Consider the following 23,750-nt stretch of genomic DNA (forward strand, 5'->3'; position numbering starts at 1 on the left):
ATGGCGTGCCCGACGCACACCCCAATATCGGAGAATTAAATGGCTCTTCTAGAAGTAAAAGTTCCGCAGCTGTCGGAATCGGTCGCTGAAGCGACTTTGTTGACATGGCATAAAAAAATCGGCGACGCTGTCAAGCGCGACGAAAACCTGATCGATATCGAGACCGACAAGGTTGTACTGGAACTGCCGGCTCCAGCCGACGGCGTGATCGTCCAGCTGATCAAGGGCGACGGCAGCACCGTGGTTGCGGATGAAATCATCGCCGTGATCGACACCGACGCTTCGGCCAAGGTCAGCCCGATGGAAGTGGCAGCCGTGCCTGTGCCGCAAAGCGGCAACGCGCCGACGCCAGTCGCAGCGCCTGAACTGCAATCGAAATCGGCAGCCGGCATCGCCATGCCTGCGGCAGCCAAGCTGCTGGCTGAAAACAACCTGTCGGCGGCGCAAGTCGACGGCAGCGGCAAGGACGGCCGTGTCACCAAGGGCGACGCCCTGGGCGCCATCGCCAACAAGCCGGCAGCACCAGCACCGCTGGCAGCCGCTCCAGCCAAGCCGGCCCTGCAGCAAGTCGCCGCGCCAACCAAGGCCAACCTGGACGATCGTCCAGAAGAGCGCGTGCCGATGAGCCGCCTGCGCGCACGTATCGCCGAGCGCCTGGTGCAATCGCAATCGACCAACGCCATCCTGACGACATTCAATGAAGTCAACATGCAGCCGGTCATGGACCTGCGCACCAAGTACAAGGACAAGTTCGAAAAGGAACACGGCGTCAAGCTGGGTTTCATGTCGTTCTTCGTCAAGGCTGCGGTTGCGGCGCTGAAGAAATACCCGATCGTCAATGCATCGGTGGACGGCAACGACATCGTCTACCACGGCTATTTCGATATCGGCATCGCAGTCGGTTCGCCGCGCGGCCTGGTGGTGCCGGTGTTGCGTGACGCCGACCAGATGTCGATCGCCGACATCGAAAAGAAAATCGGCGAATTCGGCGCCAAGGCCAAGGACGGCAAGCTGACGCTGGACGACCTGACCGGCGGCACTTTCTCGATCTCGAACGGCGGCACTTTCGGTTCGATGCTGTCGACGCCGATCATCAACCCGCCGCAATCGGCAATCCTGGGCGTGCATGCGACCAAGGACCGCGCGGTGGTTGAAAACGGCCAGATCGTGATCCGTCCGATGAACTACCTGGCAATGTCTTATGATCACCGTATCATCGATGGTCGTGAAGCTGTGCTGGCCCTGGTCGCGATGAAGGAAGCGCTGGAAGATCCAGCCCGCCTGTTGCTGGACCTGTAAGCGTCAAGTCTCGCCAGGCGAGAGCGCCCTGACTCTTGTTTCCCGAGGGGAAAATGGAGCAGGGCGCATCGTTTAGGCGGCTTAGTAAATGATGAGCGCCTTGCCACTGTGATTTTTACCCGAGCCGCAAACCGGCTGCCTGAGTTGACGGCATATGGGGCATGAGTTGGCAAGGCAATAATTCGAAGGATGGAAATGAGCAAACAATTTGATGTCGTTGTGATCGGTGGCGGTCCCGGCGGCTATATCGCAGCAATCCGCGCCGCGCAGCTGGGCTTCAATACTGCCTGTATCGATGAATGGAAAAACGCCAAGAACGGCCCTGCGCCGGGCGGCACCTGCACCAACGTAGGCTGCATTCCATCCAAGGCATTGCTGCAATCGTCCGAACACTACGAACACGCCGGCCATGCGTTCGCCGACCATGGTATTGAAGTCAAGGGCCTGGGACTGAACCTGGGGCAGATGCTGGCGCGCAAGGATAGCGTCGTCAAGCAGAACAACGAAGGCATCTTGTACCTGTTCAAGAAGAACAAGGTCACCTTTTTCCATGGCCGCGGCTCTTTCGTCAAGGGCGATGCCAGCGCTTACGAAATCAAGGTCGCCGGCGCTGCCGAAGAAACCATTACCGCCAAGCACATCATCCTGGCTACCGGCTCCAATCCGCGCGCCTTGCCAGGCACGCCGTTTGACGAAAAACTGATCCTGTCCAATACCGGTGCACTGGCAATTGACGCGGTTCCGGCTAAACTGGGTGTTATCGGCGCCGGTGTGATCGGCCTCGAAATGGGTAGCGTCTGGCGTCGTCTCGGCTCGGATGTCAGCGTGCTGGAAGCATTGCCGACTTTCCTCGGCGCGGTCGACGAGCAGATCGCCAAGGAAGCCGGCAAGCTGTTCACCAAGCAAGGCTTGAAGGTCAGCCTGGGCGTCAAGATCGGCGCCATCACGGCCGGCAAGAATGATGTCACAGTGGAATATGTCGACGCCACCGGCGCAGCGCAAAAAGCGGTGTACGACAAGCTGATCGTATCGATCGGCCGTATCCCTAACACCATCGGCCTGAACGCCGAAGGCGTTGGCCTGCAGCTAGACGAACGCGGTTTCATCGCCGTCGACGGCGATTGCAAGACCAACCTGCCGAACGTCTGGGCGGTGGGCGATGTGGTGCGCGGCCCGATGCTGGCGCACAAGGCCGAGGAAGAAGGCGTGGCGGTTGCCGAGCGTATTGCCGGACAGCACGGTCATGTGAACTTCAATACAATTCCTTGGGTGATCTACACTTCGCCGGAAATTGCATGGGTCGGCAAGACAGAACAACAACTGAAGGCAGATGGAGTAGCATACAAGGCGGGTACTTTCCCGTTCCTGGCCAATGGCCGGGCACGCGCCTTGGGTGATACCTCGGGCATGGTCAAGTTCCTGGCGGACGCCAAGACTGACGAAATCCTGGGCGTCCACATTGTTGGTCCAATGGCATCGGAATTGATTTCAGAAGCCGTGGTGGCGATGGAATTCCGCGCATCTGCGGAAGACATCGCCCGTATCTGCCACGCGCACCCGTCCTTGTCGGAAGCGACCAAGGAAGCGGCGCTGGCGGTCGACAAACGGTCCCTGAATTTCTAAGGGAGAAGTGCATGCGTTATCTGATACTGTCGTTAGGCGTTGCATTGTCCGGCTGCGCGACTACAGCGTCGGATAACGGCCGCGTGCAGATTGAGGCCACATCCGACAGCCAGCAGCTGGCTGGCGCGCGCTGCGTGGTGAAAACCGACAGCAGCCGCTGGAATGTGGTCACACCTGGCAATGTCCTGATTGTCGAAGCCGACGGCGACCTGCATGTGGTCTGCAACAAGCCCGGCTACCGTACTTCTGAAGTGGTGTATCGCGCTCCGCCCGGGCTGAATTCGCCGAGCATCGGCATCGGCGCCACCGGCGGCAGCGGCGGCATAGGTGCGGTCGGCCTTGGCTTGGGGGCAAACCTGCCGCTCAGTTTCGGCGGCAAGGAAAAAGCCTACCCTAGCCGGGTACTGGTAGAGATGGGGCGGTCATAGTTGCTGGATGTACTGCCTGGTTTGATGTGGGTGAGCGAAAGCTCGCCCATTTTTATTTTTAGCGGCTTGAAAAAACATGGTTGGTTTTTTGCCAATCCGTGAAGCCGGCAAACCGGTTTTGGTTTTTCGTCAAGAATTGAAAACACAATGAACGTCTTAGAGTTTTACGAACAGGCACTGACGCAACGAGGTTTCCAGGCGGACGATGCGCAACGGCGCGCGGTCGATCGCCTGCAGCAGGCTTACGATGAATGGGTCGAGTACAAGGCGCAGCGTTCCAATTCCTTCAAGCGCCTGATCCTGCGGCCGGATGTGCCGCGCGGCGTGTACATGTGGGGCGGGGTGGGGCGCGGCAAGTCGTTCCTGATGGACAGCTTTTATTCGGTGGTGCCGGTGGTGCGCAAGACGCGCCTGCATTTCCATGAATTCATGCGCGCCGTGCACCGCCAGCTGGACGAGCTCAAGGGCGTCGCCGATCCGCTCGATGAAGTGGCGAAACGGGTCGCCAGGAAATACCGGTTGATCTGTTTTGACGAATTCCACGTGTCCGACATCGCCGACGCAATGATTCTCTACAACCTGCTGAAAGCCTTGTTCGACAACGGCGTGTCATTCGTGATGACCTCGAACTACGAGCCGAGCACGCTGTATCCCGACGGCTTGCACCGCGATCGCATGCTGCCCACCATCAAGCTGTTGCAAGACAACCTGGACGTGATGAATATCGATGCAGGCATCGATTACCGCAAGCGCGCCCTGGAACAGGTCGAGAGCTACCATGCGCCGCTCAACGCCGATACCGACCGCGCCTTGCGCCATGCGTTTGCCGGCGTTGCCGATACTGCCGACGAAGATCCGATAGTCGATATCGAAGCGCGTAAAATCAAGGCCCTGCGTCGGGCCGGCGGCGTCATCTGGTTCGATTTCAGCACCTTGTGCGGCGGCCCGCGTTCGCAAAACGATTACCTCGAAATTGCCAGCCGCTTCCATACGGTGATATTGTCCGGTATTCCGCAGATGTCGGCGGCGATGTCGTCCGAGGCGCGCCGGTTTACCTGGCTGATCGATGTGTTCTATGATCACAAGATCAAGTTGATCATGTCGGCCGCGGTAGAGCCGGACCAGCTGTACACGCAAGGCATGCTGGCCAACGAGTTCCACCGCACCGTGTCGCGTATCATGGAGATGCAATCGCGCGAGTACATGGATAGCGAGCGGCGTTCCGAGGCCGACTCTATTGTATAAGTCGTGTAAGTAAGGCTGTAAATAAGGCTGTAAATAAGGCTGTAAATACGGCTGTAAAGAAAATAACGTATAGAAATGGATAGGTTTACGTGGAATTTGCCTCTTTGATCCTGGCCCCTTTGTCATCGCCGCTGACGCCCGCGCGTCGCCGGCGCCCGCTCTTGCCGGGCATGGCTGCGCTGCTGCTGGCGCTGTGCGCCGGCCCTGCTGCCCTGGCCGCCGACATCGAACTCAAGCCGGTAGACCAGCCGGCCGCCGAGCTGAGTGCGCGCTACCCGCTGGAAACGCTGACTTCGGTGGAGACCGCGAACCGGGCGCTGGCCGATGTCGCCGACGCCAAGGCTGAAGTCGAGGCGCGCGACCTGGAACAGCGCCGGGCCTGCTATCAGAAATTCTTCGTCAACCACTGCCTCGACATCGCCAAGGAACAGCGGCGCCTGGCGATGAAGACCATCCGTCCGATCGACATTACCGCCAACGCTTTCTTGCGCAAGGACCGGGCCGACGAGCGCGACAAGGCGCTGGAAGTGCACGATGCCGGGCAACCGGCCGAAGCAGCGCAGAAAGCCCAGGATCAGCAGGCGAAAGAGGTGAGCAACGCGGAAAAGGTCAAGCAAGGCGCGGCAAAGGATAAGGAAGTCGCCGCCAATACCCGCAAGCACATGGGTGAGGCCGACAAGCGGGTGGCCGAGCATAACGCCAAACTGCAAAAAGCGCGGCAGGATGAGGCCGCGAAGGCATCGGAGCGGGCAGCGAATGCCGCCGCTTTCGAGAAAAAGGCAAAGGACTCGGCAGCACGCCAGAAGGAAGTTGCCGACAACAAGGCCGCCAAGGCCAAGGACCTGGCCGCGAAGAAGGCTGCCGCCGCACCAGCGGCGCCGGCAGCAGCAACGCCGCCGCCGGCTTCCGCTCCGTAGCCCGGGCCAGCCGTGCGGCTTACACCGCGCGGCGCATTTTCTTGACGGTGTAGTTCTGCGCTTCCTTGGGCAGCGCCACCAGCTTGACGATCGCAAAAGTGCAATTGTCGGCAGCGTGGCCTTCGGCGCGCTTGCGGGTCTTGGTGATCAGCATTTCAGCCGCATCGCGCGGCTTGTTCATGGCGATGGCCGCACCCAGTTCATCTTCCGTAAAGTAATGCCATAGCCCGTCCGAGCACAGCAGGAAAGCATCGCCAGCCTTGAGGCCGGTGTAGCGGCTGATGCTGACCGTGGGCGTATCGGTGCTCGACCCCAGCGCGTTGAGCAGGATGTTGGAGAGGTTGTGCGATTTCGCCTCGCTGCGCGACAGCTTGCCTTCGCTCACCAGTTTCTCGACGTAGGAATGATCGATGGTGTGCTCGGCGAAATTGGGGCCCTCGAAGCGGTACAGGCGTGAATCGCCGACATGGCCCCAGGTAGCCGTGCCGTCCGGCGACAGCACCAGGATCACCATGGTGGTGTGCGGATCCTTGTCGTTGGAGAAGCCGCTCAGCTTGATGACGGTGTGCGTCTCCAGCGCGATGTTCTGCAGCATGGTTTCGACATTGTCGATCAGCGGCGAGAAACCTTCGAAGATCTGCTTGGCGGTGCAGATCACCTGCTCGGCAGCCAGCGCGCCGCCGCTGCGGCCGCCCATGCCGTCGGCGAGTACTGCCATCATGTAACCCGGTGCTTTTGGGGCAGTGAATAATGCGGTCCGGTCCTGTTGTTCCTGGCGGTCACCGATGTGTTGGCCGGTGCCGGCTTCGATCTTGTATTGGCTCATTCGTCTGGGTAGATTAAACTGCATCCTGTTCTAGGTAATTCTGGATCCGGCGTCAAATCGCCATTCATTCACAGTAATACAGTATGAAGTTGATGGGAAATATTATACGCAGGAATGATTTTCAACGTGTTTCCATATGTTAACATTTTCCAACGCTAGAATATGACCATGATCGATCGAGAAGAAATCCTGCGCCGCATTATAGAACTTGAAGTCGAACATCGCGACCTGGATGCGGCCATTCATACCATGACAAATCAGGTCTTGCACGAAGAATTGCAATTGCGCCGCCTGAAAAAGCGCAAATTGCAACTGAAAGACCAGATCACGCTGTTAAGAATGCAATTAATTCCCGACATCCCTGCCTGATAGCCCACCCCGTGGCTGGTAGGATAACCATCCAGCCTCAGCTTTAAGTAAGTTACCTTGACCGAAGATACATCCCCCCTTGCCGCCGAAAGCGTCGCCGCTGTAGCCGCCGCCGCGCCAGCCGGCACGCACGACGCCGACATCGATCGCCTGTTCGCCAGCACCGGCCCGCTTGGACAGGCGGTCGGCGGCTTCCGGCCGCGCCAGGCGCAGACCGAAATGGCGAAAGCCATCGCCGACGCCATCGCCCAGCAGCGCACGCTGATCGCCGAGGCCGGCACCGGCACCGGCAAGACCTTCGCCTACCTGGTGCCGGCCTTGCTGTGGGGCGGCAAGGTGATTGTCTCGACCGGCACCAAGAACTTGCAGGACCAGCTGTTCTTGCGCGACATCCCGACCGTGCGCAGGGCGCTCAGCGCGCCTGTCTCGGTGGCGCTGCTGAAAGGGCGCGCCAACTACGTCTGCCATTTCCACCTGGAGCGCACGCTGCAGAACGGCCGCATGACGTCGCGCGAGGATGTCGGCTACCTGCGCGAAATTTCCCGTTTCATGAAAACCACTTCGTCCGGCGACAAGGCGGAGTTGTCCAATGTGCCGGAAACCGCGCCGATCTGGAACCTGGTGACCTCGACCCGCGATACCTGCATGGGCGCCGAGTGCCAGTATTACCAGGATTGCTTCGTGATGAAGGCGCGCAAGGAAGCGCAGCAGGCTGACGTGGTGGTGGTCAACCACCACCTGTTCTTTGCCGACGTCGCCCTGAAGGATACCGGCGTCGCCGAGCTGCTGCCGTCGGCCAACACCATCATCTTCGATGAAGCGCACCAGCTGCCCGAGGTCGCCACTTTATTTTTCGGCAATACCGTCTCCACTTCGCAGATCCTGGAACTGTGCCGCGACGTGCTGGCGGAAGGCTTGTCGCATGCGCGCGACGGCGCCGACTGGGGGCAAGTGGTGCTGCCGGTGGAAAAGGCCGCGCGCGACCTGCGCCTGGCTTTTCCGCAGGACGTGGTGCGGCTGGCGGTCAACCAGATTGCTGCCTCGAGCATATTTTTCCCGGCGCTGGAAACCATGCGGGCACAGCTGCACGGCATGATCGCCGTCCTGGAAAAACAGGCGGAGCGGGCCGAAACCATCGAGCAGTGCCGCACCCGCGCGGTCGAGCTGGGCTACAAGCTGGACGGCTGGAACAGCGCGCCTGCCGCGGCTGGCGGCAAGCCGCAGAAGAAAGCCAAGGCCGCCGACGCAGAGGACGACGAAGGCAGCGTGCTGTGGGTGGAAGCCTTTTCTTCTTCCCTGCAGCTGCACCAGACGCCCTTGTCGATAGCGCCGATTTTCAACAAGCAGCGCGAAGGCGTGGCGCGTTCCTGGATCTTCACTTCGGCCACGCTGGCGGTGAAGAACGATTTCCAGCACTACGCCTCGCAAATGGGCCTGTGGGACGAGCCGGCGCAGTCCTGGCCCAGTCCCTTCGACTATGGCGAACAAGGCTTGCTATACGTGCCGCAGAACCTGCCGCAGCCCAATTCGCCGGACTATACCGACGCCGTCATCGACGCTGCGCTGCCGGTGATCGAAGCCTCCGGCGGCCGCGCATTCCTGCTGTGCACCACAATACGCGCAGTGAACCGTGCGGCCGAGCGGCTGCGGGCCGAATTCGAAGCGCGCCACCTGGATTTTCCCTTGATGGTGCAGGGCGAGGCCGGGCGCACCGAGCTGCTGGACCGCTTCCGCGCCGCCGGCAACGCCGTGCTGGTCGGCAGCCAGAGCTTCTGGGAGGGCGTCGACGTGCGCGGCGAGGCGCTGTCGCTGGTGATCATCGACAAGCTGCCGTTCTCGCCGCCGGACGATCCGGTGCTGGCGGCGCGCATAGACGCGCTGGAATCGAAGGGCATGAACGGTTTCATGCATCACCAGTTGCCGGCGGCCATCATTAACCTGAAGCAGGGCGCCGGCCGCCTGATCCGCGACGAAACCGACCGCGGCGTCCTGATGATCTGCGATCCGCGCCTGATTTCCAAGGGCTACGGCCGCCGCATCTGGCAGAGCCTGCCGCCGTTCAGGCGGACCCGGGAACTGAGCGCGGTGCAGGCATTCTGGAGCGGCGAGAAGGTCGGCAGCTAACTGTCCGCGCTTGTGAGAGGATGTGGTCTGCCGCATCGCCGCCGCGCTGTCGTTTTGGCCTGGTGCGATCGGTTGCGATCGGCTAAGCTGCGCTGACGGTTTGTCATCAGCATGTAATAATCCGGCTCTATTGTCGCAGTTCGTCACAGTGTCTAATCCCGGCCGGCCAGGCCGGTTTTTCTCGAACGCTCGTTTGGATAAAGGTAAGCAATGTTTGCAGCAGTGGATTTGGGGTCGAACAGTTTCCGTTTGCATATAGGCAAATACAATGGTGATGCGATCCGCGTCATCAAGAGTGCGCGCGACCCGATCCGACTGGCTGCCGGCCTTGACGCCAAAGGTTACCTGACCGAACAGGCGATGCAGGTTGCGCTGGATTCGCTGTCGCGCTTCCGTAGCATCCTGGCCGACTACCAGCTGGAAGCGGTGCGGGTGGTGGCCACCAACACCTTGCGCGTGGCCAAGAATGCGGCGGAATTCCTGCCAATCGCCGAACAGGTCATCGGCTATCCGATTGAAATCATTTCGGGCGAAGAGGAAGGCCGGCTGATCTATATGGGCGTCGCCAGCATGCTGCGCCTGCCGAATGAAAAAAGGCTGGTGCTGGATATCGGCGGCGGCTCCACCGAGCTGATCCTGGGACGCGGCCAGCAGATCGAACGGGTCGAATCGTTCGGCATCGGCACGGTCAACCAGAGCCTGGCGTTTTTCGCCGACGGCCAGATCACGGCCGAGGCTTACGACGCGGCGGTGCTGTCCGCCCGCAGCCATTTCGAAGACGCGGCGCCGCCGTACCGGCCGCAAAACTGGAGCCATGCGTATGGCTCTTCCGGCACGATCCGGGCGATTGCCGAGACTATCGAGAAAAACGGCCTGGGCGACCATCGCCTGTCGTACACCAGCCTGGAGGCCCTGCGCGGGTGTTTCGTCGAGTTCGGCCACGTCAGCCGGATCGACCTGCTGGGCATGAAGCCGGAGCGCGCCGCGGTCATGGTCGGCGGCCTGGCGGTGCTGATCGGCCTGATGCAGGAACTTGGCATCGAAGCGATCCAGCCGATCGAGGCAGGCCTGCGCATGGGTGTGATGTGGGACCTGCAGTTGCGCGGCACGCGGCTGGACCGACGCGACCAGTCGGTGCACGATTTTTCCCAGCGTTTCCATGTAGACCAGCTGCGCGCCAGCCGGGTCGCCGAAACCGCAACCTCGCTGTTTGAAATGCTCAAGCCCAGCAGCGACGGCCTCAGCCAGTACCTGCACTGGAGCGCCTTGCTGCATGAAGTCGGGCTGGTGGTGTCGCAGAGCGGTTATCACAAGCATGCTGCCTACCTGATCGAGAACGCTGACCTGTCCGGTTTCACTACCCGCGAACAGCGCGCCATGAGCATGCTGATCCTTGGCCAGAAGGGCAACCTGCGCAAGATCAGCGATGCGCTGCTGGATCCGGATTTTTCCAAGGCGGTGCTGGCTTTGCGCCTGGCGGTGATGTTCCTGCATTCGCGGATCGAGATCGACCTCGACGAATTGCGCCTGAAGATGAAGAGCAAGATCGAACTCGACATCAAGCGCGACTGGATTGAAGACCATCCCACCGCGACTTACTGGATGACCAAGGAACAGGACTGGTGGCGCGAGATCGGCGTCGATTTTGCCATCCGCCGGACCTGATTGCCTGCAGCAGCCGGCGCGGCATCAAGCCGGCCGGTTTTTTGATTTGCTCCCTGATTTGCCATGTTTGCCGCTGAAGTGCGGCTGGGCTGCTTCAGTAAGTCAGTCCGCTGGATTTGTTGAACAGCGCCATGTCGACATAGCTGGAGAGGTGGTTGCTGTCGGCGACGTCGCCCACCATGTAACCGCCAATGTCGAAACCGCCGCCGGGAATGGCGTATTCGGCCTGGCCGGCGGCGCGTTTGCCGGCCGGCAGCAGGCGCAGCCATGATTTTGCCGCGGTAAACCCTTCCAGCGTCAATGCCGATACCGGCTCGTCGCGATACTTCCGCATCATGTTCAAATGTTCCAGCTGTATCGACGAGCTGCCGATGTTGGGGTTCGGGACGACTTGCGAGAACACCGTCCACTCCACGGCCTTGCCGCCCGCCAGCTGGCGCAGCGTGGTCAGGTTGGTGAGGGACGAACCGGCGACGAAGGTTTGCGGCGCCAGCTTGCGGAATTCTTTCAGGAATACCCCGGCATTCACGGTATCGGCGATCATGATCACGAACCCCGGTTTGGCGCTGGCCAGCTGCGCCGTTTCGCTGCGCATCCTGGCGAGATCGTTGCCGAGGTGGACCGTACCGCTGAGCCTGATGCCGCTTTCCTTCATCTGTTCGGCCAGGCGCCGGTAAGCGTCGGCGGTGGCGGCCGATTCCTGGTACACCACGCCGACGTCCTTGATGCCGAGCTTGTCGAAATGGGAAAATATATGGCGGATTTCCTGCTGGTAGCTGGGCCGCCAGAACAGGATTTTGGCATCTTTCCGGTAATCGGCGCCGGCCAGCGGCGCGTACAGCGTCAGGCCGCTGCGCTTGAATTCGGCGGAATCCAGCACGGCCCGGGTGACATCGTCGCCGACGCCGCCGAACAGGTAAGAGACGTGGGCCTGGGTGATCAGTTCGGCGACCGCTTTCACCGCCTGGTCGGCCTGGCCGCGGTCGTCGCGCACCAGGTACTGGATGCGGCGGCCGTTGATCCCGCCTTTGGCGTTGAGCACGTCGAAATAGGTCTTGATGCCCGCTACATAATCGCGTCCGAGGTCGGCGTTGGGGCCGGACAGGTCGATGGCCTGGCCGACCACGATGGCGTCGGCCGCCGCATTCGCCAGCAGCGGCAGGCACAGCGCAAGGCCGGCCAGATACTTGCACAAAAAGCGTTTCAAGTTTAAGTTCATCGGAAAGTCGAAATATGGCGGAGGAGGAGTCGCGATTCTGGTTGTAAATTGTGACGGCTTGATGAATTTGTTGTGTTTGTTGAAGCTGTTCTTGCCGACGATGGAATAATTGTATATATTATTTATACGATTTAATTTTGGAGAGTTGAATGGTTACCAGTAAAATTGTGAAACGTGTCGTCAAAAAGCCGGTTGCAGCGCCAAAAACCGTTGCCAAGGCCAAGCCTGTTGCGCGTCCAGCTGCCAAGCCGGCGGCAAAACCTGCTGCCAAGCCAGTAGTGAAGGCCGCCGCAAAGCCTTTGCCTAAGGCCTTGCTGGCTACCAAGCCGGTTGCAGCCAAGCCTGCGCCAAGCATCAAGTCGCTGCCGGATTTGAAGGGCAAGGTAAAGAAAGCCAAGCTGGTGCGCGACAGCTTCACCATGCCGGCCGATGAATACCAGGTGCTGGGCGACGTCAAGAAAACATTCTTGAAAGCCGGCCTCGAAGTGAAGAAGAGCGAGCTGCTGCGGGTCGGCGTTGCCTTGATCCGCGAACTGGGCCTGGCCAACCTGAAACTGGCCGTGGCCAGCCTGCCGCCGGTGAAGGCGGGCCGTCCGAAGAAGGAAAAATAAGACAGCCCGGCCGTACCGCGCGGTGCGCTGAACGGGGTCCGGATTTGTGCGATGGCGAAAGCCGGCGTGCAAATCCGGATCCCGTTTGCCTATGGGCGGCATGTGCGCGGCCTATCGAAAAACGGCGGCATCCAGATCGTTTCGATTGCATTTTCGACACTGTTGCTATGTCATAAAACCGAAATAAACCTGTCATTTTCTTGAAGTAATCCGTGGTTAGGCTTGTCATCGTCACAATCAGAAAGGACGATGAATGCAACTACTAACGAATCCTGGCGAAGCAAGTACGAGTGTTTCCAAGTTGACGGTTAGTCTTGCCAGTACGCCGGAAGAAGTACGCGAAGTGCAGCGTCTGCGCTATAAGGTTTTTATCGAGACGATGGGCTTGTCCGCGCTGGCCAATGCGGATGGCCTGGACAGCGATGAATTCGACTCTTATTGCGATCACCTGATCGTGCGCGACACCAACACCTTGCGCGTGGTTGGCACCTATCGCGTCATGAGCCCGCATGCGGCAAGAAGCATGGGGCGTTATTACTCGGAACAGGAATTCGACCTCGGCCGCCTCGACAACCTGCGCAGCAGCATTGCCGAAGCCGGGCGCGCCTGCATCGATCCCGAATACCGCAGCGGCAGCGTCATCATGCTGCTGTGGGCCGGCCTGGCGGCCTTCATGCGGCGCGAACGCTGCGACTACCTGATGGGCTGCGCCAGCGTCAGCCTGGCCGACGGCGGGCACAACGCCGCGGCCTTGTACCACAGCCTGGAGCCGGGCAATTTCGCTCCGGCCGAATACCGGGTCACGCCGCATGTGCCGTTTCCGGTCCATGAGCGTGAAGCCGGCCATGTGGCGCAGATGCCGCCGCTGCTGAAAGGCTATCTGCGCAGCGGCGCCTGGGTCTGCGGCGACCCGGCCTGGGATCCCGATTTCCACTCCGCCGATTTTTTCCTGCTGCTGCCCTTGTCCAAGCTGGACCAGCGCTATGCGCGCCACTATCTTAAAGAAACGAGGGCGACATGAAACCAGGCGAACAGTTTCTGGAAGCTGCGTTGTTTGGCGCAAATTCCGGCGCCGGCGTTAGCGCCGGCGCCGGCGCCAAGCGAGATCCGATCCGCTTTCGCACCATCTGGATTTCCGATGTCCACCTGGGAACCACCGGCTGCCAGGCTGCTCGCCTGCTGGAGTTTTTACGCGCGACCGAGTCGGACACCCTGTACCTGGTCGGCGACATCATCGACGGCTGGCAGCTGAAGCGCCGCTGGTACTGGGACCAGGTCCACAACAACGTAGTGCAAACGGTGCTGAAAAAAGCGCGCAAGGGAACCGAGGTGATTTTTGTGCCCGGCAACCATGACGAGGCTGTGCGCCAATTCATCGATCTGGACTTCGGCGGTATCCGGATTCGCGATGAATTGGTGCATACCACCGCGCAGGGGAAACGCATGCTGGTGCTGCACGGCGACCGTTTCGACGGCGTGATCGCCTGCGCCAAATGGCTGGCGTACGTGGGCGACAGCCTGTACACCGTGATCCTGAAATTCAACCAATGGTTCAACGGCTGGCGCGCACGCGCCGGCCTGCCTTACTGGTCGCTCTCGCAATACCTGAAGCTGAAGGTGAAAAACGCCGTGAACTACATTTCTTCATTTGAAGATGCCTTGGCGGCGGAAGCGCAGAAGAAGGGCCTGGACGGCGTCATTTGCGGCCATATCCACAAGCCGGAAATCCGCGACATCAACGGCATCACCTATTGCAACGACGGCGACTGGGTGGAAAGCCTGTCGGCGCTGGTGGAAGAAGCCAGCGGCGAATTGCGCCTGGTGACCTGGCAGGAAATCATGCAGCAAAAGAATCCAGTGTCCGGCAAGAAGGTTAAAGAATTATGCGAATTGCCATCGTAACGGACGCCGGGCAATCGCAGATCAACGGGGTAGTCAATACTTTGCGCGCCACCAGCGCATGCTTGCGCCATAACGGCCACGAAGTGCTGCTGCTGAGTCCCGACGATTTCCCGACTTTCGCCTGTCCCACCTATCCGGAAATCCGCCTGGCGCACAAGCCTTATGCCAGGATCGCGGCCAGCCTGAAGGCGTTTGGGCCCGACTGCATCCATATCTCGACCGAAGGGCCGATGGGCCTGGCCGCCAGGCGTTTCTGCCTGCGCCAGGGAATAGGCTTTACGACCGCCTACCATACCCGTTTCCCCGAGTACCTGAGCGCGCGTTCGATCCTGCCCAAGGCGCTGACCTACCGCTGGCTGCGCTGGTTCCACGGTCCTTCGAAAGCGGTGATGGTGCCGACGCCGCATGTGCTCAAGGAGCTGGAGCAGCGCGGCTTCCGCCATCTGGTGTTGTGGGGCCGAGGGGTGGATACCGAGCGTTTCAAGCCGGTCGACGAGGACCACGCTTGCATCGTCCGCCCTTTGTACCTGTACGTCGGCAGGGTGGCGGTGGAAAAGAACATCGAGTCGTTCCTGCAGGTTGACCTGCCGGGCAGCAAATGGGTGATCGGCGACGGCCCGCTGCGCGAAGAGCTGCAGCAGCGCTATCCGGATGTGCAGTTCCTGGGCGCCAAGCCGCACCACGAACTCACCTCGTATTACAACTGCGCCGACGTGATGGTGTTTCCCAGCCATACCGATACCTTCGGGCTGGTCATGGTCGAAGCCATGGCATGCGGGGTGCCGGTCGCCGCTTATCCGGTCGCCGGTCCGCTCGATGTGGTGGCGCACGGGCGCTCCGGGATACTGGACGAGGACTTGACCTCGGCTTGCCAGCGGGCTCTGGCGCTGGACCGGCGCGAGGTGCGGGAACATGCGCTGGAATATTCCTGGGAGTACGCCACGCAGCAGTTCCAGCAGCATCTGTTTCAGATCCATGGGGTGAAAGCGCGCCCCAATAATCTGCTGGCCGGCAGGTCACGGCCCGCTTCCGGCCTTTGACAAGCCAAGCCGTTCAGGCAAGCAAGACTACTGGCTGGCGCGTGGCGACAAGCATCGCCTCAAAATAAAATGCCCCGTTTGGAAGAACGGGGCATTTTTATTTAGTGCGAGCCTGCCTGTTACCAGAATTTCCACCAAGGCGCTTTTACTACCTTGGTGCTGTCGGTGCCGGTACCGCCGACATACTTGCTGTTCGGGTAGGTTTTCTTCAGCACGCGCTCAGCGTCGTCATGCAATTGCGTCAGGCCCAGGGCTTCGTAAGACTGCACCATGATATGCAGCGCTTCTTCCACCGCCGGCGCATCGCGATATTGCTGGATGGCGCTTTGCGCGCGGTCGGCAGCCGCCACATACGCGCCGCGGCGGTAGTAGTAGCTGGCGACGTGGACGTCATACTGCGCCAGCGCATTCACCAGGTATTTCATGCGCGCCAGCGAATCGGGGGCGTAGGTGCTCTCGGGGAAGCGGACCACCACCTGCTTGAAGGCGTCGAATGCATCGCGCGCCGCTTTCGGATCGCGCTCGGTGGCGTCCTCGCTCGACAGGAAGTCAAAAATGCTGATCTTGTCGTTGAAGTTGACCAGGCCGCGCAGGTAGTACATGTAGTCTACGTTAGGGTGGTTCGGATGCAGCTTGATGAAGCGGTCAATTGCCGCCAGCGCCTCAGGCTGTTCGCCTTGCCGGTAGTGGGCATAGGCGATATCCATCTGCGCCTGTTGCGCGTAGGTGCCGAACGGATAACGCGATTCCAGCTTTTCAAAGTACTTAATTGCCTTATCGTAGCCGCCGCTGTTCATTTCATCCTTGGCCTCCGAGTATAATCGGGGGGCGGACCAGTTTGCGGTTTCATCGACTTTGTCTGGCAATAAGCCACACGCAGATAAGGATAGAGCGAATGCGACAGCAGCTAGTTTTAAGAGTCTTTTTTGCATAGTGGTTTGCAAGATTGCGCGTATTTACGTGTATTAACAACGATTGATTATAGCTGATGGGACTTCAAGTGATGTCATTTACCAAGCCAAATTTGGCTGAAAGTCTGCCTGACGCTGATTTAGAGGCCGATATCGACTATGTCGACGACGGCGACGCGGCTACTGCCAGCGCGCCGATAGTACTGCAATTGACACCGGATGTGTGCGGCACGCGCCTGGATAAAGTAGTTTCAACCCTGGTGCCGCAATATTCGCGCAGCCGCATCCAGCAATGGATCGAAGCCGGGCACGTTACCGTCGACGGCAAGCCGGGCACCACCAAGATGACCACCTACGGCGATGAAACCGTGGTGGTGCTGCCGCAGCCGGCGCCCGACGAAAAGGCGTTCACGCCGGAAGACATGGCGCTGGATGTGGTTTACGAAGATGCGGCAATCATTGTCATCAACAAGCCGGCCGGCCTGGTGGTGCATCCCGCCGCCGGCAACTGGTCAGGAACCTTGCTCAACGGCCTGCTGTTCCGCTGGCCGGCATTGGCAGGAGTGCCGCGCGCCGGCATCGTGCATCGCCTGGACAAGGACACCAGCGGCCTGATGGTGGTCGCCAAGACGCTGGAAGCGCAGACCGACCTGGTGCGCCAGCTGCAGGCCCGTACCGTCAAGCGCCAGTACCTGGCGCTGGTGTGGGGCACGCCGCAGCTGAACGGAACCGTGGACAGTCCCATGGCGCGCCATCCGCGCGACCGCATCAAGATGGCGGTATCCGACAGCCTGATCGCCAAGCCCGCCATCACCCACTACCAGCGGCTGGCGACCGGCCTGCTGGAGCGGCGTCCGGTCAGTCTCATGGGTTGTCGCCTGGAAACTGGGCGTACCCACCAGATCCGCGTCCACATGCAGTCGCTCGGGTTTTCGCTGGTGGGCGACGCCTTGTACGGCAAACAACACCTGATGCCGGCTTTCCCGCGCCAGGCCCTGCAGGCGTCGCGCCTGGGCCTGATCCATCCGAGCACGGGCAAGGCTTGCGAGTGGCATGCGCCGCTGCCGGAGGATTTCGCTGCGCTGCTGGTGCGCGCCGGCATGAGCGTGCCGGAATGACGATCGCGGTTTTGTGGACTAGACGGAAAGAAGGAGCCTTCGGCGCATGCAATTGATCATTCCGGACTGGCCTGGATTGCCGCCGAATATTGGCGCTTTTGCCACCTTGCGCGGCGGCGGCGCCAGCCAGGGGCCGTATGACGACGGCAACGGCGGCGGCGGCCTGAACCTTGGAAGCCATGTCGGCGACCTGCTGCCCGCGGTCGAATCCAACCGTGCGCAACTGGATGTCTTGCTGCCGGCGTCGCCGCTGTGGCTGGCGCAAGTCCACGGCCATCATGTGGTCGACGCCGGCGCTGCCGTCGCCGGCGTCGAAGCGGATGCCGCCATTGCCACCCGGGCCGGCGTAGTGTGCGCAATACAGACCGCCGATTGCCTGCCGGTCTTGTTTGCCGATATGAACGGCGCCGTGGTCGGCGCCGCGCATGCCGGCTGGCGCGGACTGCAGGGCGGAGTGCTGCAAAATACCGTGGCGCGCATGCGCGCCGCCGGCGCCGGGCCGATTGCCGCCTGGCTGGGCGCGGCCATCGGCCCCGAACGGTTCGAGGTCGGCGCCGATGTGCTGGCGGCATTCGCCGACGCGGCGCAGGCTGGCCAGGCAAGGCAGCAGGCCGAAGCCTGTTTTGCGCCGATCGCACAGCGGCCGGGCAAATACCTGGCCGACATTTATCAGCTGGCGCGGCTTGCGCTGCGCGAGGCAGATGTGCAGAATGTTTACGGTGGCGGATTGTGCACGGTCAGCGACAGGAATTTTTATTCCTATCGCCGCGACCATGTGACCGGCCGCATGGCTTCGCTGATCTGGCTGAAATGACCGGCGCCGCTTATGGTTTGGCTGATTCAGGTTTTTCTTGCGAAGCAGGTGTCTCGGCGGTTGCGGCGGCGGCAGCTTTTTGCTGTGCCGCCAGCCTGTTAGAATTTTCAGTGCGCTGACGATTTCTCTTGCGTTTCGGCGTGCCCATCAGGTATAAAACAATTGTCAAAGGAAAAACACCGTACAGTAAAAAAGTCATCACGCCGGCAACTGGAGTAGCCTCTGTAATTGCCATCATGAAGACAACGTAAATCCATGCGATGGCGACGATATGCATTTTGGTTCCTGCTCTAGAGTCAATCCGATAAAAGATACACGAAAATAAGCCAAAACAACGGTCACCGCATGAATACGCCTAATTTTTCCGTCTTCGATCCTGCCGCATTGTCGCAACTCTCGCAGCAATTCAGTCAAGCCTTCAATCCCCAGTTTCTCCAGCAGCTCGGTCATATAGCCGACCCCGGCATGTTCCTCGGCTTCAATCCAGCCGCGCAAAACCAGAACGGCGCGGCGGGTTTTGGCGAGCTCGGCATTTCGCTCGATCCGGCGGTGCTGGAAAAGCTGCAGGCGGAATACACGGAGCAGCTGTCCGCGCTGTGGAAGGACATGCTGGCAGCGCGCATACCGGCCATCGCCGACCGCCGTTTCAGCGCCGCGGCCTGGCATGACAATCCGCTGCATGCGTTCAATGCGGCGGCCTACCTGCTCAATGCCCACTTCCTGAACGCGATGGTCGAAGCGCTGGATGCGCCGCCCAAGCTCAAGCGCAAGATCGGCTTTACCGTGCAGCAGATGATCGACGCCATGGCGCCTTCCAATTTCCTGGCGACCAATCCGGCGGCGCAGCAGAAAATTGTCGAAACCCATGGTGAAAGCCTGACCAAGGGCATCGCCCAGATGATCGCGGACATGCACAAGGGCCGGGTGTCGCAGACCGACGAATCGGCATTCGAGGTCGGCAAGGACGTGGCCACCACCGAAGGCGCCGTGGTATTTGAAAACGACCTGTTCCAGCTGATCCAGTACACGCCGCTGACCGCCAAGGTGTACCAGCGGCCGCTGCTGATTGTGCCGCCTTGCATCAACAAATTCTATATCCTCGACCTGCAGCCGCAGAACTCGCTGGTGCGCTATGCGGTGGAGCAGGGGCACAGCGTGTTCCTGGTTTCCTGGCGCAACGCCGATGAATCGCTGGCGCATGCGACCTGGGACCAGTACATCGTCGATGGTGCAATCCGGGCGATCCAGGCAGTGCAGGAGATCAGCGGCCAGGACAAGATCAACACGCTCGGTTTCTGCGTCGGCGGCACGATCCTGTCGACGGCCCTGGCAAAGCTGGCAGCGGAAAAAAACAATCCGGTCGCCAGCCTGACCTTGCTCACCGCTTTCCTGGATTTCAGCGACACCGGCATCCTCGACGTATACATCGACGACCTGCAGATCCGCATGCGGGAACAGGCCATCGGCCAGGGCGGCCTGATGCCGGGGCGTGAATTCGGTTCTGCGTTTTCCAGCTTGCGTCCCAACGACCTGCTGTGGAATTATGTCGAATCGAACTATCTGAAAGGCGAGCAGCCGACGCCTTTCGATCTGCTGTACTGGAACGCCGACAGCACCAATTTGCCGGGGCCGATGTTTTGCTACTACCTGCGCCACATGTACCTGGACAATTCGCTGAAGGAGGCCGGCACGCTGACGGTAGGCGGACAAAAGATCGACCTCGGCAAGATCGATGCGCCGGCTTTCATCTATGCCTCGCGCGACGATCATATCGTGCCCTGGACCTCAGCCTATGCCTCGGTTTCCCTGCTCAATCCCGGGAAACCGAAACAGAACCGCTTCGTGCTCGGCGCTTCCGGCCACATCGCCGGCGTGATCAATCCGCCGGCAAAGAAGAAGCGAAGTTATTGGACCGGCAACGCCGCCGGCAAGGCAGGCGCCGTGGATGCCGAAACCTGGATGGCGGCGGCGGTTGAACATCCTGGCAGCTGGTGGACCGAATGGACCGGATTTTTATCCGAACATGCAGGAAAACAAGTGGCCGCGCCGCGCAAATTGGGAAATACTCAGTACAGCGTCATCGAACCTGCGCCGGGCCGGTATGTCAAAGTCAGGGCAGAATAAAACACAGCGGGAAGACTGTCGGGGAAGTTGTAGTCACGAAGCAGATGGATTTTTTGAATCGTTTTTTTGAAGGAGACAAGAGATGGCAAAGCGAATCGTTTATGTGACAGGGGGAATGGGCGGCATCGGTACCCCAATTTGTACTCGTCTTTGCACAGATGGTTTTACCGTGGTAGCCGGCTGCGGGCCGAATTCCACGCGCAAGGATAAATGGCTGGCCGACATGCGCGCCAAGGGTTTCGATATCCATGCTTCGGAAGGCAACGTCTCCAACTGGGAATCGACCAAGGCAGCGTTCGACAAGGTCAAGGCGGAAGTCGGCGAAGTCGATATCCTGATCAACAACGCCGGCATTACCCGCGACGGCCAGTTCCGCAAGATGTCCAAGGCAGACTGGGATGCGGTCATCGACACCAACCTGAATTCGCTGTTCAACGTCACCAAGCAGGTCATCGACGGCATGGCGGACCGCGGCTGGGGACGGATTGTCAATATTTCGTCGGTCAACGGCCAGAAGGGCCAGTTCGGCCAGACCAACTACTCGACCGCAAAAGCCGGCATCCACGGCTTTACCATGGCGCTGGCGCAGGAAGTGGCGACCAAGGGCGTTACCGTCAATACCGTGTCGCCGGGTTATGTCGGCACCGACATGGTGCGGTCGATCCGCCCGGACGTGCTGGAAAAAATCGTTGCCGGGATCCCGGTAAAACGCCTGGGCGAACCGGAAGAAATCGCTTCCATCATCTCCTGGATCGTGTCGGAAGAGGGCGGCTACGCCACCGGTTCCGACTTCTCGCTGAACGGCGGCCTGCATATGGGCTGATGCGGTTTCCCGCATGGATTGCGAATCCATGCGGGATATTGCACATGCTTGTTTGTACTGCAATGCAATAAAACTCCCTGCACTGTCTTTGCACATGCATATAATGGAGATGTACTGTAGCAAAACGTCGATTGCTAAAGTAACAAATATAAAATGCGTTATGGGCGCAGCAACCTGGGACTGAAATGACTACACCAAAAAAAATGTCTGAACGTTTGATCAAGAAGTATCCGAATCGTCGCCTCTACGATACGCAAACCAGTTCATACATTACCCTGACGGACGTCAAGCAGCTGGTGCTGGACAACGAAGAGTTCGTTGTGCTGGACGCCAAGACCGAGGACGACCTGACGCGCAGCATCCTGCTGCAGATCATCCTGGAAGAAGAGTCGAACGGCACGCCCATGTTTTCCAGCGCGGCGCTGTCGCAGATCATCCGCTACTACGGCCACGCCATGCAAGGCATGATGGGTTCTTACCTGGAAAAGAACATCCAGGCGTTCATCGATATCCAGAACAAGCTCACCGAGAATTCCAAGGGTTTTTACGAAGGCAAGCCTTTCAGCCCGGAAATGTGGGCGCAGTTCATGAATGTCCAGGGGCCGATGATGCAGGGCATGATGAGCAACTACATCGAACAGAGCAAAGGCCTGTTCATCCAGATGCAGGAGCAGATGCAAAACCAGACCAAGAACATGTTCGGCACTTTCCCGTTTGCGCCGCCGCCGCCGGACAAGACAAAAAAATAATCATTGAGCAAGCCTCGCGGCAGGTTTTTACGAACCTTGCAGGGTAACCATGGCGGTGGAAGGGGTACAATAGCGACTTTGCTTTGAGCCCATCTCCCGCCATGTCCAACGTCATCTCCGCCGCGCCAGCAGCATCGGCCGCCGCACTCCCAGCACTAGCCGCCGCCCCTAAAGTCGGTTTTGTATCCCTTGGTTGTCCCAAGGCGCTGGTCGATTCCGAACAGATCCTGACCCAGCTGCGCGCGGAAGGTTATGAAACTGCCAAGTCGTACCAAGGCGCCGACCTCGTAATCGTCAATACCTGCGGTTTTATTGATGCCGCAGTGCAAGAGTCGCTGGACGCCATCGGCGAAGCGCTGAGCGAAAACGGCAAGGTCATCGTGACCGGCTGCCTGGGCGCCAAGAAGGATGCCGACGGCGACGACATCATCCAGAAGATCCACCCGAAGGTGCTGGAAGTGACCGGCCCGCATGCGGTCGGCGAAGTCATGTTTGCCGTGCACAAGCACCTGCCCAAGCCGCACGCGCCGTTCTTCGACCTGTTGCCGCCGCAGGGCGTCAAGCTGACGCCCAAGCATTTCGCTTACCTGAAAATATCGGAAGGCTGTAACCATCGTTGCAGTTTTTGCATCATCCCGTCGATGCGCGGCGACCTGGTGTCGCGCCCGATCGCCGACGTCATGCTGGAAGCCGAGAACCTGTTCAAGGCCGGCGTCAAGGAACTGCTGGTGATTTCGCAAGATACCAGCGCCTACGGCGTCGACGTCAAGTTCCGCATGGGTTTCTGGAACGGCAAGCCGGTCAAGACCCACATGACGCAGCTGGTCACGGCGCTGGGCGAACTGGCGGCCCAGTACGGCGCCTGGGTGCGCCTGCACTACGTTTATCCTTACCCGCACGTCGACCAGATCATCCCGCTGATGGCCGAAGGCAAGGTGCTGCCGTACCTGGACGTGCCGCTGCAGCATGCCCATCCCGATGTGCTGAAGCGCATGAAACGCCCGGCCAGCGGCGAAAAGAATATCGAGCGGATCCAGGCCTGGCGCGCGATGTGCCCGGACCTGACCATCCGCTCCACGTTTATCGCCGGTTTTCCCGGCGAAACCGACGCCGAGTTCGAATACCTGCTGGATTTCCTGAAAGAGGCGGAAATCGACCGCCTCGGCTGCTTCGCCTATTCGCCGGTGGAAGGCGCCACCGCCAACGCCCTGGACAATCCGGTGCAGGAAGAACTGCGCGAAGAGCGCCGCGGCCGCGTGATGCAGCTGCAGGAGGAAATTTCCAAGAAACGCCTGCAAGCCAAGGTCGGCAAGACCATGCGCGTGCTGATCGATTCGGTCGACCGCAACGGCGGCGTCGGCCGCTCCAGCGCCGATGCGCCGGAAATCGACGGCGTGGTGTACGTCAAGCCGCCGTATGAACCGCACAAGAAGCTGGTGGTCGGCGAGTTTGTCGACGTCACCATCACCGCCTCCGATGCGCACGATTTGTGGGCCGCTGCATGACGGCAGGGAAGGTTGCTGTTGCGCTGACCTTGCTGGCTGGTTTTGCCGCCGCCCCGGTGCTGGCGGATAATCGAAATACTGCTGGCGCGCCGGCAACCGCGGTTGCGGCGCAAGACCGGTTCGCCACGCCGCTGACCTTGCGCGGCACGCTGGGCGATGCGCAGATCGAAATGCATTTGCAGCAGAAGCCGGATCCGAGCGAAGGCATCCAGGGCAGTTATGTGATTGCCGGCCAATCCGCTAAAATCCTGCTGGCAGGCGAATCGGACAATGCCGATATCCTCATGGAAGAATCCGTCAACGGCAAGGATGTTTCCGGCGAGTGGGCTGGCAAACTTGTCGGCAATACTTTCAGCGGCACCTGGTCCACTACCGACGATGCAGTGACCAAGCCTTTCGCCTTGACTGTCCAGTCTCCCAGAGCCGTCAAATAAAACC

23 protein-coding genes are annotated in these 23,750 nt (G+C 60.1%); 19 read left to right on the top strand and 4 right to left on the bottom strand.

Annotated features, from left to right (window positions below):
• Positions 1-39 precede the first annotated feature (39 nt).
• The 5 genes from odhB to BM062_RS00905 all read left to right on the top strand — a co-directional run bounded on the left by odhB (position 40) and on the right by BM062_RS00905 (position 5,512).
• Positions 40-1,299: a 2-oxoglutarate dehydrogenase complex dihydrolipoyllysine-residue succinyltransferase gene (gene odhB, locus BM062_RS00885; protein WP_014005739.1), complete on the top strand. Its 1,260-nt coding sequence runs from the start codon at positions 40-42 to the stop codon at positions 1,297-1,299.
• 195 nt (positions 1,300-1,494) lie between these two features.
• Positions 1,495-2,922, top strand: a complete 1,428-nt coding sequence (gene lpdA / locus BM062_RS00890; protein ID WP_092392698.1) for a dihydrolipoyl dehydrogenase — start codon at positions 1,495-1,497, stop codon at positions 2,920-2,922.
• An 11-nt stretch (positions 2,923-2,933) separates the two neighbouring features.
• On the top strand, positions 2,934-3,350 hold the full coding sequence (locus BM062_RS00895; protein ID WP_092392133.1) for a hypothetical protein: 417 nt from the start codon (positions 2,934-2,936) through the stop codon (positions 3,348-3,350).
• A gap of 147 nt (positions 3,351-3,497) precedes the next feature.
• Complete coding sequence (gene zapE / locus BM062_RS00900) at positions 3,498-4,595, top strand: cell division protein ZapE (RefSeq protein WP_092392135.1); 1,098 nt, start codon at positions 3,498-3,500, stop codon at positions 4,593-4,595.
• Between the two features lie 89 nt (positions 4,596-4,684).
• Positions 4,685-5,512, top strand: a complete 828-nt coding sequence (locus BM062_RS00905) for a hypothetical protein (protein WP_139219956.1) — start codon at positions 4,685-4,687, stop codon at positions 5,510-5,512.
• 19 nt (positions 5,513-5,531) lie between these two features.
• Here BM062_RS00905 and BM062_RS00910 read toward each other — a convergent pair whose 3' ends face one another.
• Entirely contained in the window at positions 5,532-6,338 is an 807-nt protein-coding gene (locus BM062_RS00910) for a PP2C family protein-serine/threonine phosphatase (RefSeq protein ID WP_092392140.1), read from the bottom strand.
• A gap of 162 nt (positions 6,339-6,500) precedes the next feature.
• Between BM062_RS00910 and BM062_RS00915 the strand changes: the two genes are divergently transcribed.
• The 3 genes from BM062_RS00915 (at position 6,501) to BM062_RS00925 (ending at position 10,496) form a co-directional block, all read left to right on the top strand.
• The gene (locus BM062_RS00915; protein ID WP_170850937.1) at positions 6,501-6,707 is read left to right on the top strand and encodes a YdcH family protein; all 207 of its coding nucleotides are present in this window, start codon (positions 6,501-6,503) and stop codon (positions 6,705-6,707) included.
• 57 nt (positions 6,708-6,764) lie between these two features.
• A complete protein-coding gene (locus tag BM062_RS00920; RefSeq protein ID WP_092392142.1) occupies positions 6,765-8,831 on the top strand; it encodes an ATP-dependent DNA helicase in 2,067 nt (688 codons plus the stop codon).
• A gap of 210 nt (positions 8,832-9,041) precedes the next feature.
• Positions 9,042-10,496 carry a Ppx/GppA phosphatase family protein gene (locus tag BM062_RS00925; RefSeq protein ID WP_092392144.1) on the top strand — a complete coding sequence of 485 codons (1,455 nt, stop codon included), beginning with the start codon at positions 9,042-9,044 and terminating at the stop codon, positions 10,494-10,496.
• Between the two features lie 94 nt (positions 10,497-10,590).
• On the opposite strand, the gene BM062_RS00930 is transcribed toward BM062_RS00925, so the two are convergent.
• Positions 10,591-11,703, bottom strand: a complete 1,113-nt coding sequence (locus BM062_RS00930) for an ABC transporter substrate-binding protein (protein WP_254784848.1) — start codon at positions 11,701-11,703, stop codon at positions 10,591-10,593.
• A 161-nt stretch (positions 11,704-11,864) separates the two neighbouring features.
• Between BM062_RS00930 and BM062_RS25480 the strand changes: the two genes are divergently transcribed.
• The 4 genes from BM062_RS25480 (at position 11,865) to BM062_RS00950 (ending at position 15,268) form a co-directional block, all read left to right on the top strand.
• Positions 11,865-12,326: a hypothetical protein gene (locus tag BM062_RS25480; protein ID WP_092392148.1), complete on the top strand. Its 462-nt coding sequence runs from the start codon at positions 11,865-11,867 to the stop codon at positions 12,324-12,326.
• 253 nt (positions 12,327-12,579) lie between these two features.
• On the top strand, positions 12,580-13,347 hold the full coding sequence (locus BM062_RS00940; RefSeq protein ID WP_092392150.1) for a GNAT family N-acetyltransferase: 768 nt from the start codon (positions 12,580-12,582) through the stop codon (positions 13,345-13,347).
• On the top strand, positions 13,344-14,228 hold the full coding sequence (locus tag BM062_RS00945) for a UDP-2,3-diacylglucosamine diphosphatase (protein WP_092392152.1): 885 nt from the start codon (positions 13,344-13,346) through the stop codon (positions 14,226-14,228). Before BM062_RS00940 ends, BM062_RS00945 begins: the two co-directional genes overlap by 4 nt.
• A complete protein-coding gene (locus BM062_RS00950; RefSeq protein WP_092392154.1) occupies positions 14,210-15,268 on the top strand; it encodes a glycosyltransferase family 4 protein in 1,059 nt (352 codons plus the stop codon). Before BM062_RS00945 ends, BM062_RS00950 begins: the two co-directional genes overlap by 19 nt.
• A 119-nt stretch (positions 15,269-15,387) precedes the next feature.
• Here the strand turns inward: BM062_RS00950 and BM062_RS00955 are convergent, their stop codons facing one another.
• Positions 15,388-16,200 (bottom strand): outer membrane protein assembly factor BamD, encoded by an 813-nt coding sequence (locus BM062_RS00955; RefSeq protein WP_092392156.1) that lies wholly within the window; start codon positions 16,198-16,200, stop codon positions 15,388-15,390.
• Between the two features lie 56 nt (positions 16,201-16,256).
• Between BM062_RS00955 and BM062_RS00960 the strand changes: the two genes are divergently transcribed.
• Together BM062_RS00960 and pgeF are read left to right on the top strand one after the other, a co-directional pair.
• Entirely contained in the window at positions 16,257-17,297 is a 1,041-nt protein-coding gene (locus BM062_RS00960) for an RluA family pseudouridine synthase (protein ID WP_092392158.1), read from the top strand.
• A 46-nt stretch (positions 17,298-17,343) separates the two neighbouring features.
• The gene (pgeF, locus tag BM062_RS00965; protein WP_092392160.1) at positions 17,344-18,111 is read left to right on the top strand and encodes a peptidoglycan editing factor PgeF; all 768 of its coding nucleotides are present in this window, start codon (positions 17,344-17,346) and stop codon (positions 18,109-18,111) included.
• A 10-nt stretch (positions 18,112-18,121) separates the two neighbouring features.
• Here pgeF and BM062_RS00970 read toward each other — a convergent pair whose 3' ends face one another.
• Entirely contained in the window at positions 18,122-18,388 is a 267-nt protein-coding gene (locus BM062_RS00970) for a hypothetical protein (RefSeq protein WP_092392162.1), read from the bottom strand.
• A 68-nt stretch (positions 18,389-18,456) separates the two neighbouring features.
• On the opposite strand from BM062_RS00970, the gene phaC reads away from it, so the two are divergent.
• The 5 genes from phaC to BM062_RS00995 all read left to right on the top strand — a co-directional run bounded on the left by phaC (position 18,457) and on the right by BM062_RS00995 (position 23,746).
• A complete protein-coding gene (gene phaC, locus BM062_RS00975) occupies positions 18,457-20,235 on the top strand; it encodes a class I poly(R)-hydroxyalkanoic acid synthase (protein ID WP_092392164.1) in 1,779 nt (592 codons plus the stop codon).
• An 82-nt stretch (positions 20,236-20,317) separates the two neighbouring features.
• Positions 20,318-21,058, top strand: a complete 741-nt coding sequence (locus BM062_RS00980; protein ID WP_092392166.1) for a 3-ketoacyl-ACP reductase — start codon at positions 20,318-20,320, stop codon at positions 21,056-21,058.
• Between the two features lie 185 nt (positions 21,059-21,243).
• A complete protein-coding gene (gene phaR, locus BM062_RS00985) occupies positions 21,244-21,807 on the top strand; it encodes a polyhydroxyalkanoate synthesis repressor PhaR (RefSeq protein WP_014005763.1) in 564 nt (187 codons plus the stop codon).
• Positions 21,808-21,908: 101 nt separating this feature from the next.
• Positions 21,909-23,312 (top strand): 30S ribosomal protein S12 methylthiotransferase RimO, encoded by a 1,404-nt coding sequence (gene rimO, locus BM062_RS00990; RefSeq protein WP_254784849.1) that lies wholly within the window; start codon positions 21,909-21,911, stop codon positions 23,310-23,312.
• Positions 23,309-23,746 carry a hypothetical protein gene (locus BM062_RS00995; RefSeq protein ID WP_092392168.1) on the top strand — a complete coding sequence of 146 codons (438 nt, stop codon included), beginning with the start codon at positions 23,309-23,311 and terminating at the stop codon, positions 23,744-23,746. The genes rimO and BM062_RS00995 overlap by 4 nt, the downstream gene beginning before the upstream one ends.
• Positions 23,747-23,750: the final 4 nt, after the last annotated feature.

This window comes from Collimonas sp. OK412 (assembly GCF_900112135.1).
Taxonomy (GTDB): domain Bacteria; phylum Pseudomonadota; class Gammaproteobacteria; order Burkholderiales; family Burkholderiaceae_D; genus Collimonas; species Collimonas rhizosphaerae.

What these genes read in the sequence shown, in the direction of transcription:
- odhB (WP_014005739.1), top strand. Translation starts at nt 40, where the DNA reads ATGGCTCTTCTAGAAGTAAAAGTTCCGCAGCTGTCGGAATCGGTCGCT.
- lpdA (WP_092392698.1), top strand. Translation starts at nt 1,495, where the DNA reads ATGAGCAAACAATTTGATGTCGTTGTGATCGGTGGCGGTCCCGGCGGC.
- BM062_RS00895 (WP_092392133.1), top strand. Translation starts at nt 2,934, where the DNA reads ATGCGTTATCTGATACTGTCGTTAGGCGTTGCATTGTCCGGCTGCGCG.
- zapE (WP_092392135.1), top strand. Translation starts at nt 3,498, where the DNA reads ATGAACGTCTTAGAGTTTTACGAACAGGCACTGACGCAACGAGGTTTC.
- BM062_RS00910 (WP_092392140.1), bottom strand. Translation starts at nt 6,338, where the DNA reads ATGAGCCAATACAAGATCGAAGCCGGCACCGGCCAACACATCGGTGAC.
- BM062_RS00915 (WP_170850937.1), top strand. Translation starts at nt 6,501, where the DNA reads ATGACCATGATCGATCGAGAAGAAATCCTGCGCCGCATTATAGAACTT.
- BM062_RS00925 (WP_092392144.1), top strand. Translation starts at nt 9,042, where the DNA reads ATGTTTGCAGCAGTGGATTTGGGGTCGAACAGTTTCCGTTTGCATATA.
- BM062_RS25480 (WP_092392148.1), top strand. Translation starts at nt 11,865, where the DNA reads ATGGTTACCAGTAAAATTGTGAAACGTGTCGTCAAAAAGCCGGTTGCA.
- BM062_RS00940 (WP_092392150.1), top strand. Translation starts at nt 12,580, where the DNA reads ATGCAACTACTAACGAATCCTGGCGAAGCAAGTACGAGTGTTTCCAAG.
- BM062_RS00945 (WP_092392152.1), top strand. Translation starts at nt 13,344, where the DNA reads ATGAAACCAGGCGAACAGTTTCTGGAAGCTGCGTTGTTTGGCGCAAAT.
- BM062_RS00950 (WP_092392154.1), top strand. Translation starts at nt 14,210, where the DNA reads ATGCGAATTGCCATCGTAACGGACGCCGGGCAATCGCAGATCAACGGG.
- BM062_RS00955 (WP_092392156.1), bottom strand. Translation starts at nt 16,200, where the DNA reads ATGCAAAAAAGACTCTTAAAACTAGCTGCTGTCGCATTCGCTCTATCC.
- BM062_RS00960 (WP_092392158.1), top strand. Translation starts at nt 16,257, where the DNA reads ATGGGACTTCAAGTGATGTCATTTACCAAGCCAAATTTGGCTGAAAGT.
- pgeF (WP_092392160.1), top strand. Translation starts at nt 17,344, where the DNA reads ATGCAATTGATCATTCCGGACTGGCCTGGATTGCCGCCGAATATTGGC.
- BM062_RS00970 (WP_092392162.1), bottom strand. Translation starts at nt 18,388, where the DNA reads ATGCATATCGTCGCCATCGCATGGATTTACGTTGTCTTCATGATGGCA.
- phaC (WP_092392164.1), top strand. Translation starts at nt 18,457, where the DNA reads ATGAATACGCCTAATTTTTCCGTCTTCGATCCTGCCGCATTGTCGCAA.
- BM062_RS00980 (WP_092392166.1), top strand. Translation starts at nt 20,318, where the DNA reads ATGGCAAAGCGAATCGTTTATGTGACAGGGGGAATGGGCGGCATCGGT.
- phaR (WP_014005763.1), top strand. Translation starts at nt 21,244, where the DNA reads ATGACTACACCAAAAAAAATGTCTGAACGTTTGATCAAGAAGTATCCG.
- rimO (WP_254784849.1), top strand. Translation starts at nt 21,909, where the DNA reads ATGTCCAACGTCATCTCCGCCGCGCCAGCAGCATCGGCCGCCGCACTC.
- BM062_RS00995 (WP_092392168.1), top strand. Translation starts at nt 23,309, where the DNA reads ATGACGGCAGGGAAGGTTGCTGTTGCGCTGACCTTGCTGGCTGGTTTT.